This window comes from Mesorhizobium sp. M7A.F.Ca.US.007.01.2.1, from assembly GCF_003998165.1.
GTDB classification, from domain to species: domain Bacteria; phylum Pseudomonadota; class Alphaproteobacteria; order Rhizobiales; family Rhizobiaceae; genus Mesorhizobium; species Mesorhizobium ciceri.
In genome coordinates this window covers 1-8,756 of record NZ_RZQP01000242.1, presented here as the reverse complement: position 1 = coordinate 8,756, position 8,756 = coordinate 1, and the positions used below count along the sequence as shown (strand labels likewise).

At 62.9% G+C, this 8,756-nt stretch carries 11 protein-coding genes; 7 read left to right on the top strand and 4 right to left on the bottom strand.

All coding sequences use genetic code 11. The features are described from left to right. Both EN949_RS29315 and EN949_RS29310 read right to left on the bottom strand, forming a co-directional pair. A partial coding sequence (locus EN949_RS29315; protein WP_164782574.1) for a methyltransferase occupies nucleotides 1–346 on the bottom strand: 346 nt, incomplete at its 3' end. After that, nucleotides 346–570 carry a DUF2007 domain-containing protein gene (locus EN949_RS29310; RefSeq protein WP_063167652.1) on the bottom strand — a complete coding sequence of 75 codons (225 nt, stop codon included), beginning with the start codon at nucleotides 568–570 and terminating at the stop codon, nucleotides 346–348. The genes EN949_RS29315 and EN949_RS29310, both read right to left, overlap by 1 nt. A gap of 201 nt (nucleotides 571–771) precedes the next feature. Between EN949_RS29310 and EN949_RS29305 the strand changes: the two genes are divergently transcribed. From EN949_RS29305 to EN949_RS29285, 5 genes are all read left to right on the top strand, one after another. Continuing rightward, nucleotides 772–1,788: a polyprenyl synthetase family protein gene (locus tag EN949_RS29305; RefSeq protein ID WP_013532830.1), complete on the top strand. Its 1,017-nt coding sequence runs from the start codon at nucleotides 772–774 to the stop codon at nucleotides 1,786–1,788. 105 nt (nucleotides 1,789–1,893) lie between these two features. Then, nucleotides 1,894–2,562, top strand: a complete 669-nt coding sequence (locus tag EN949_RS29300; protein WP_027164176.1) for a GntR family transcriptional regulator — start codon at nucleotides 1,894–1,896, stop codon at nucleotides 2,560–2,562. Between the two features lie 107 nt (nucleotides 2,563–2,669). Then, complete coding sequence (locus tag EN949_RS29295; protein ID WP_127366330.1) at nucleotides 2,670–3,263, top strand: biotin transporter BioY; 594 nt, start codon at nucleotides 2,670–2,672, stop codon at nucleotides 3,261–3,263. Then, the gene (locus EN949_RS29290) at nucleotides 3,260–3,703 is read left to right on the top strand and encodes a DUF1284 domain-containing protein (protein ID WP_127366331.1); all 444 of its coding nucleotides are present in this window, start codon (nucleotides 3,260–3,262) and stop codon (nucleotides 3,701–3,703) included. Before EN949_RS29295 ends, EN949_RS29290 begins: the two co-directional genes overlap by 4 nt. A 257-nt stretch (nucleotides 3,704–3,960) precedes the next feature. Further along, a complete protein-coding gene (locus EN949_RS29285) occupies nucleotides 3,961–5,736 on the top strand; it encodes a tetratricopeptide repeat protein (protein ID WP_013532826.1) in 1,776 nt (591 codons plus the stop codon). An 81-nt stretch (nucleotides 5,737–5,817) separates the two neighbouring features. On the opposite strand, the gene EN949_RS29280 is transcribed toward EN949_RS29285, so the two are convergent. Then, nucleotides 5,818–6,279, bottom strand: a complete 462-nt coding sequence (locus EN949_RS29280; protein ID WP_013532825.1) for a GNAT family N-acetyltransferase — start codon at nucleotides 6,277–6,279, stop codon at nucleotides 5,818–5,820. Between the two features lie 218 nt (nucleotides 6,280–6,497). Here EN949_RS29280 and EN949_RS29275 point away from each other — a divergent pair, with 218 nt between their 5' ends. Continuing rightward, nucleotides 6,498–7,418 carry a glycine--tRNA ligase subunit alpha gene (locus EN949_RS29275; protein WP_174299093.1) on the top strand — a complete coding sequence of 307 codons (921 nt, stop codon included), beginning with the start codon at nucleotides 6,498–6,500 and terminating at the stop codon, nucleotides 7,416–7,418. 3 nt (nucleotides 7,419–7,421) lie between these two features. Here EN949_RS29275 and EN949_RS29270 read toward each other — a convergent pair whose 3' ends face one another. Then, entirely contained in the window at nucleotides 7,422–7,736 is a 315-nt protein-coding gene (locus EN949_RS29270; RefSeq protein WP_127366332.1) for a hypothetical protein, read from the bottom strand. An 88-nt stretch (nucleotides 7,737–7,824) separates the two neighbouring features. Here EN949_RS29270 and EN949_RS29265 point away from each other — a divergent pair. Continuing rightward, a partial coding sequence (locus tag EN949_RS29265) for a glycine--tRNA ligase subunit beta (RefSeq protein ID WP_127371864.1) occupies nucleotides 7,825–8,756 on the top strand: 932 nt, incomplete at its 3' end.

Genomic DNA, 8,756 nt, shown 5'->3' with positions numbered 1-8,756 from the left:
GGACATCGGCGACCAGCACGGAGGCGCGATCGCTCAGATGGGCATTGCCGGGATGGGCAAGGGTGGCTGCCGCGAAGGCCGCCATTTCCGGCGCGCGTTCGACAAGCACCGCCTCGGCGGCCGGGCAGCGCGACAGCACCGCCAGGCCGGCGGCCCCGGCACCGGCACCGAAATCGGCGAGACGACCGGCAAGGGAGGACGGCACGGATGCCGCCAGCATCATCGCATCCATGCCGGCGCGATGACCGCCTTGCTTGGGCTGCACCAGCCAGAACCGGCCGCGATGGAAAGCGTCGACCGTATGGGCCGGCGTGTCCGGGACAAGGGCGGCGGGCGCGGCGGACATTATTTTCCGCGGATTTCGTTGGCGATGCCGGCATCCCTGAGGATGCGCCGTGCCGCGTCGGCCTGGTCGGCGTCGACCATGACGCGCTTCTGCAAAAGGCCGATCGACCCTTCGAGAATGCTCATATTCTGGTCGGCGACAAAGCAGGCAATGCCGGCGTCGCGCATCAGCGATTCGACAAAGGAAATGATCACGGCATCGTTGGTGCGGACTAGTTCTATCATCGTATGAAACTCGCAGTTTGCGCTATTGATGTAAACGGGCAGGGGATTCCGGGGCAGAGCCGTTCCCTTGGGGGTCGTTGACATTCTGTCGCCGCCGCCGCGCCAATTCGCCACTTGCCGTGCCCATGTCCGCCGCCCTAGAGTCCATACAGGGACTAAGGGTGCCGTCGCACGCTCTATACCAAGACGGGAGTGATTGTCGTGGGTGTCGTTCTCAACATCGAAAACGGGAAGCGGGAGCCCGCCTCCATCAAGGATCTGATCGATCTGACTGCCGCCGATATGGGGCGCGTCAATGAATTGATCCTGTCCAAGGCCGGCTCCGACGTCGAGATGATCCCGGAGGTCGCCAACCATCTGATCTCGTCCGGCGGCAAACGGCTGCGGCCGATGCTGACGCTGGCCGCAGCCCAGATGTTCGGCTATGCCGGCGAGGGCCACGTCAAGCTCGCCACCTCCGTCGAATTCATGCACACCGCGACGCTTCTGCACGACGATGTCGTCGACGAGAGCGGCATGCGCCGCGGCAAGAAGACCGCCCGCATGATCTGGGGTAACCAGGCAAGCGTGCTGGTCGGCGACTTCCTGCTCGGCCAGGCTTTCCGCATGATGGTCGATGTCGGCTCGCTCGAAGCGCTCGATATCCTGTCGAGTGCGGCCTCGATCATCGCCGAGGGCGAGGTCATGCAGCTTGCCGCCGCCAAGAACCTCGAAACCACCGAGGACGAGCATTTCGCCGTCATCAAGGCCAAGACCGCCGCACTTTTTTCGGCTGCTGCCGAGGTCGGCCCGGTTATTGCCCAGGCGACGCGCAACGATCGCGCCGCGCTGCGCTCCTATGGCATGAATCTCGGCCTGGCCTTCCAGCTGATCGACGACGCGCTGGACTATGGCGGCACCAGCAAGGATCTGGGCAAGAATGTCGGCGACGATTTCCGCGAGGGCAAGGTGACGCTTCCGGTCATTCTCGCCTATCGGCGCGGCACCAAGGCCGAGCGCACCTTCTGGAAGCGCGCCATCGAGGACAATGTCGCCGATGACGCCGGCCTGGAAAAGGCGACCGGCCTGATGACCCGCCACGGCGCCATTGCCGACACGATCGGACGCGCGCGCCATTTCGGCGAGATTGCCCGCGACGCGCTGGCGCCGCTCGAAGCGACGCCGCAGAAATCGGCGCTGATCGACGTCATCGATTTCTGCATCAGCCGGGTCAACTAAAGGCTGGACTTTCGCGACGCTATCTCTGGCCTGCGCTAAGACGAAGTTTAGGAATTCGGTCCCGCCGTCTCGACAAGCCGCCCTGCCGCAAATTATCTATAAAACATGGCAAAGGGCACAGACGACACCATCGCGGTGCGCATCAGCAAGGTTCTGGCGGACCGCATCATCTCCGGTGCGATCGAGCCGGGGGCCAGGCTTCGGCAGGATCACATCGCCGAAGAATTCCAAACCAGCCATGTTCCGGTGCGCGAGGCCTTCCGCCGCCTCGAGGCGCAAGGGCTGGCCATCGGCGAGCCGCGCCGCGGCGTGCGTGTCGCGTCTTTCGATCTGGGCGAGGTCAAGGAAGTCGCCGAAATGCGCGCCGCCCTTGAAGTGCTGGCGCTGCGCCACGCCGCGCCGCATCTGACATCGGCCATTCTCGATCTCGCCGAGGAGGCGACCAAGGCCGGCGACAAGTCCCGCGATGTCAGGTCGTGGGAGGAAGCCAACCGCGCCTTCCACCGCTTGATCCTCGCGCCATGCGGCATGCCGCGCCTGCTCGCGACCATCGACGATCTGCACGCGGCAAGCGCCCGTTTCCTGTTCGCGGCATGGCGCTCGGAGTGGGAGACACGCACCGATCAGGACCATCGCGCGATCCTCGCCGCCTTGCGGCAGGGAAACACCGAATCGGCGGCCGTCACACTGGGGCGGCACGTCCAATGGATTGGCCGCAAGCCGGTCAGGACGGCTTCCGGAACGACGCGCGAAGCCTTCGCCATCGTAGGTTAGACGGCCTCGGCCAAAGCCAGGGCTTGCAATCTCCAGGGAAGTGTGGATTCGATAATAGATCGAAAACAGAAATTATCTATAATTTGAAATCGATCGAAGGAATCCCAATGACAGACGTCGCATTCTCACCCAGCAAGCCGTCGTTCAGTCCGCTCCGGCTTCAGGATCGTTCCCTTGCCTGGCAGGTCGGAGCCGTCGTGCTCGGCACCCTGTTCCTGACGCTGTCATCCTACGTCGAAGTGCCGATGGTGCCGGTCCCGGTGACGATGCAGACCTTCGCCGTGACATTGGTCGGCGCGCTCTATGGCTGGCGGCTTGGCGCGCTCACCATCGCCGCCTGGCTGGTCGAGGGTGCGGTCGGCTTTCCGGTTCTGTCTGGAGGGGCAGCGGGTGCGGCGCATTTCGTCGGGCCGACGGCTGGCTATCTCTTCGCCTTCCCGCTTGTCGGCGCACTGGTCGGCTGGCTGGCCGAACGCGGCTGGAACGGCAAAAGGGTGATGCTTGCCTTCGTCGCCATGCTGCTTGGCAATCTTGCCTGCCTTGTGCTGGGCACAGCATGGCTTGCCGTCATGATTGGAGCCGAACAGGCCGTTACCTTCGGCTTCCTGCCGTTCATCGTCGGCGGCTTGCTCAAGTCGGCGCTGGGTGCCGCGACGCTCATGGCGCTTCGCGGCGGTAAGGCCAAGCCGGTCAATCCGTGACGATCAGGCTGCGCGCCCACCACCTCCTTTGCCTGCTCACCTATGTGGGCAAGGGATACAGCCCCGCCTTCACCGCCAATTATGATCGCGTAGCGGAGCGCCTGAGCCGGGGCGAGGACATCCTCCTCGTTTCCGGCCCGGACGATGTCTGCGCCCCGTTGCTTGATGAGCCGGAACCGCACTGCCTCAACGAGAGCGTCGTCGAGCGGGACCGGCTCGCCACGCAGGATGTGGGCGAGTTGCTGGCGCGGCCAATCCGCGTCGGCGCCCGTCTTGATCTCGATGCTGCGATGCTGGGCCGGATGCGGCAGGCCTTTTCGGCTGGCCGTGTACGCAAGGCCTGCGGCGGCTGCGAATGGAACGAACTGTGCAGCACGATAGCGGCCGGCGGCTACAGCGACACGCTGGTGCAACGGTCTGTCTCGCCAGGCGAGGGCTGATATTGGCCCGAGCCTTAGCGGTCGAAGCGGAGCCTCAGCGTCGAATCTGTGATATATTCGGCGCCGCGTAGGGCCATGGCCGAAATCCCAAGAGCGGAAAATTGGTGCCTGTCGCCATGATTTGTTAATCGGGTGCCCGGATTGTGAATTCGAGGCGGATTGAAGCGCGACCCCAAAAAGGCCATGCTTTGCCTGGAAAGATCGAGTCTACGCCGATCCCGCTGACGCGGAGATGGCGCCTGGCTGAAAGGGATACGATGCGGCAAGGACGTGCGCGCTGGCTGACAAGGCTGGCAATTGTGACAGGCATGGCGATCTCGGCTTTGCCGGCCTATGCCAAGCAAACCACCGAACCGGTCAAGATCACGTCGTTTTCGGGCGCCTATCTGGCAGCCCGGATCGCCGAAGGCGATAACGACCTCGACAGCGCCATCGCCTACTACAAGCAAGCATTGGCCTTCGATCCGAGCGACACCGGCCTGCAGCAGAGCCTGATGCTGTCGCTGATCGCGCAAGGGCGCTTCGACGAATCCCTGGTCTATGCCGACAAGCTCAAGGAAGTGCCTGACGTCGAGCGTTTCTCGCGACTGGCACTCGCCGTCGATTCCTTCCACAAGAAGGATTTCACCAAGGCGCAGTACTGGCTCAAGCTGTCGCTGGAATCCGATCTCGACCGGCTGATCTCCGGGGTGATGTCCGGCTGGGCGCAGCAAGGCGCCGGCGAGCCTGCCGATGCGATGGCGTCCATCGACAAGCTGCAGGGGCCGGATTGGTTCGGCCTGTTCAAGTCGTTCCACCGCGCCCTGATCGCTGATGCATCCGGCATGCCCGAAAAGGCCGAGGCCATCTATGCCGCGACCATGCAGGATACCGCCGCCGGTGGTGCCGCTCCCGAAACCTGGATGCGCAATGCCCAGGCCTACGCCTCGTTCCTGGCCCGCAAGGGCGACAAGACCAAGGCGCTGTCGGTGCTCGACCAGGCCGAGGCGTTTTCGCCTGGCAAGCTGGAAATCGTCGCCTTGCGCGACCGAATTGCAAAAGGCGACAAGATTGCGCCCCTGGTGGCCGGCCCATCCGATGGCGCCTCCGAAATCCTGCTCGACCTCGCCACCGCGCTCAACCGTGGCGGCGGCGAGCCGTTCGTGCGCCTCTATCTGCAATATGCGCTTGCTTTGAAGCCTGACAGCGACGCTGCCCTTGTGCAACTCGCTGCCGTGTCCGAGCAATTGAAGGACGGCGAAGGCGCCATCGCGCTCTATCGCCGGATTCCCGCCGGTTCGCCGCTGAAGGAGCTTTCGGACCTGCAACTCGGCCTCAACCTTGCCGATCTCGACCGTCACGAAGAAGCGATCACTCATCTGAAGGCTTTCGTCGACGCCCATCCCAATGACATGCGCGCCTATCTGGCGCTCGGTGGCGTCTATTCCTCGAAGGAGGATTTCCGTTCGGCCGCCACACTCTACGACAAGGCTGTCGAGGCGCTGAAGACGCCGACCGCAGCCAACTGGAACATCTTCTACCAGCGCGGTATCGCCTATGAGCGCCTGAAGGAATGGCCCAAGGCCGAGCCGAACTTCCGCAAGGCGCTGGAACTGTTCCCCGACCAGCCGCAGGTGCTGAATTATCTCGGCTATTCCTGGGTCGACATGAACATGAATCTCAAGGAAGGGCTGGCGATGATTCAAAAGGCCGTCGACCTCAGGCCGAGCGACGGTTACATCGTCGATTCGCTGGGTTGGGCCTATTTCCGCCTCGGCAGGTTCGATGACGCGGTGCGCGAAATGGAACGCGCCGTGTCGCTGAAGCCGGAAGATCCGGTTCTCAACGACCACCTGGGCGATGCGTACTGGCGCGTCGGCCGCAAGCTGGAAGCCACCTTCCAGTGGAATCAGGCTCGCGACCTGAAGCCGGATCCCGATGTGCTGGCCAACTTGCAGCAGAAGCTGATGAAGGGCCTGCCGCCGATCGAATCCAACACGGCGCAGGAGACCCCGAAGGTCAAGCCGGAGCCGGTGCCCGCCCCGAAGGGATGAAGTCAGCCATTTGAATTCAACGCAAACGGGGCTCTTTTCAGGGTCCCGTTTTCGTTTGAACCGCGTATTCGGCTGGCTGCCTCAGAAGAGCTTGCGATAGACGACAAAGCCGGAGTGTTCGGCGACCTTGTCGTAAAGCTTCATTGCCGTGTGATTGGTCTCATGCGTCAGCCAGTATACCCGGCCTGAACCGGCTGCCCGGGCGCGCTCGTAGACGCCCTCGATCAGCGCCCGTCCGATGCCTTTGCCACGCGATGCCTGCGTGGTGAAAAGGTCCTGCAGATAACAATTCGGCGCGATCGCCGTTGTGCTGCGATGGAAGAGATAATGCACGAGGCCGAAAAGCCGTCCCTCGCTTTCGGCCACCAGCGCGTGGACCGGCTCATAGGCATCGAAGAAACGCGACCATGTCATCTGGGTAATCTCACCCGGCAGGGCCGTTTCGCCCGAGCGGCCATAAAATGCATTGTAGCCGTCCCACAGCGGCAGCCATTGCTCGAAATCCTGGCGCGCAACGGGGCGGATGACGATCGGGCTGGGCATGGCTGGAACCTGTTGTCGTTGCTGCACAGGCGAACAGAGCGCAGGCCCGAGAGATGGGCAATGGGCCAGCCCCTGCAAAGCTCTCAACATTGTCCATAATGTCGGCGCGACCGCATCGGCGTGCTTTGCTTGACGCTTCGCCGCCGTGTCTCTAGGACGTGCCGGCAAGCTAGCCTGTGCTGTCGAGGCCACCCGTGACAATTGAAATCCCCGCCCATATGCATCCCAGCCGCTCGTTCCAGGGGCTGATCCTGACCTTGCACAACTATTGGGCGGCCTATGGCTGCGTCATCCTGCAACCCTACGACATGGAAGTCGGCGCCGGCACTTTTCATCCGGCAACGACGCTGCGCGCGCTCGGCCCAAAGCGCTGGAACGCTGCCTATGTCCAGCCCTCGCGCCGCCCCAAGGACGGGCGTTATGGCGAGAACCCGAACCGGCTGCAGCATTATTACCAGTACCAGGTGATCCTGAAGCCGAACCCGCCCAACTTGCAGGAACTCTATCTCGGCTCGCTGGCGGCGATCGGCGTCGATCCGCTGCTGCACGACATCCGCTTCGTCGAGGATGATTGGGAAAGCCCGACGCTGGGCGCCTGGGGTCTCGGCTGGGAATGCTGGTGCGACGGCATGGAAGTCTCGCAGTTCACCTATTTCCAGCAGGTCTGCGGCATCGAATGCGCACCGGTGGCCGGCGAACTCACCTACGGGCTGGAGCGGCTGGCCATGTATGTGCAGGGCGTCGACAATGTCTACGACCTCAACTTCAACGGCCGGGAAGGCGCCGACAAGGTCACCTATGGCGATGTCTTCCTGCAGGCCGAGCAGGAATATTCGCGCCACAATTTCGAACACGCCAACACGGCGATGCTTCTGCGCCACTTCGAGGACGCCGAGACCGAATGCAAGGCGCTGCTCGATGCCGGCGCGCCGGCATCGAACGACAATCTGCCGATGCACCGCATGGTTTTCCCGGCCTATGATCAGTGCATCAAGGCCAGCCATGTCTTCAACCTGCTTGACGCGCGCGGCGTGATTTCGGTCACCGAACGGCAGAGCTACATCCTGCGGGTGCGCAATCTGGCGAAGGCCTGCGGTGAGGCGTTTTTGAAGACGCAGGCGGGTGGCCTGGCGGCCTGAGTCTCAGGCCCGCTTCATCATCTCGAAGGAAGCTTTGATCGGCAGTATGTTCTGGCTGCTGGCACCGTCGATTGTGCGCAATGCCTGTCGAACGCCCGGCATCGAGAAGGCACCGTGAGCCTGCGCGGTGAAGCAGGCGCCGAGTGCGAGGATCTGCAGAAGTCTGGATGCCGTTTTCATGGTCTTTGAGCCAATAGTTTCCTGCCTGAGCGTGGGTCGCTTCAGCGCTGCGTTCGGTTCATGGAAATCTTTGATCCAAGGACGGGTGGCGCGGTCTCGTCCCGACAGGATGGCCAAAATTTCTGGAAACGGGCGCAAATCGGCGATCCCCGTGCGGAAAGGGTGACAGCGGCCAGCCGAGTTGCTATGCCCCCGCCCGGACCATTTTGCCGCGTGAGCCCCATCCATGCCTGACCTGCTTCTAGAACTCCGCTCGGAAGAGATTCCCGCCCGCATGCAGCGCAAGGCGGCTGGCGATCTCAGGAAGATGCTGACTGACGGCCTGGTCGAGGCGGGACTGACCTATGAAGCGGCGCGCGAGTACTGGACGCCGCGGCGTCTGACGCTCGATATCAGGGGCCTGACCGCGCGCTCGAAGGATATAAACGAAGAGATCAAGGGGCCTTCGACATCGGCGCCCGAACAGGCGGTCCAGGGCTTCCTGCGCAAGGCCGGACTTTCCTCGATCGCCGAGGCGCATGTCCATTCCGATCCGAAGAAGGGCGATTTTTATGTCGCCCACATTTCGAAGCCGGGCAGGGCGGCCGAACAGATCATCGCGGACCTGGTGCCTGATATCATCCGCAATTTCCCGTGGCCGAAATCGATGCGCTGGGGGCCGGCCTCGGCCAAGCCCGGTTCATTGCGCTGGGTGCGCCCGCTGCAATCGATCCTGTGCACGTTCGGCCCGGAGACAGAGGAGCCGGTCGTGGTCGATTTCGAGATCGACGGCATCCGCTCCGGCAACATCACCTATGGCCACCGTTTTCATGCGCCTGATGCGATCACGGTGCGCCGCTTCGACGACTATGTTTCCAAACTGGAAGCGGCCAAGGTCGTGCTCGATGCCGATCGTCGCAAGGAGATCATCCTTGCCGATGCCCGCAATCTCGCCTTCGCCAACGGGCTCGACCTGGTCGAGGACGAAGGGCTGCTGGAGGAGGTGTCCGGGCTGGTCGAATGGCCTGTCGTGCTGATGGGCGAGTTCGAGGAGGCATTCCTCGCCATTCCAGCCGAGGTGATACGACTGACCATCCGCGCCAACCAGAAGTGCTTTGTGACGCGGCCGCAGGGTGTCGACGACGCGCTTTCAAACCGCTTCATTCTAACCGCCAACAT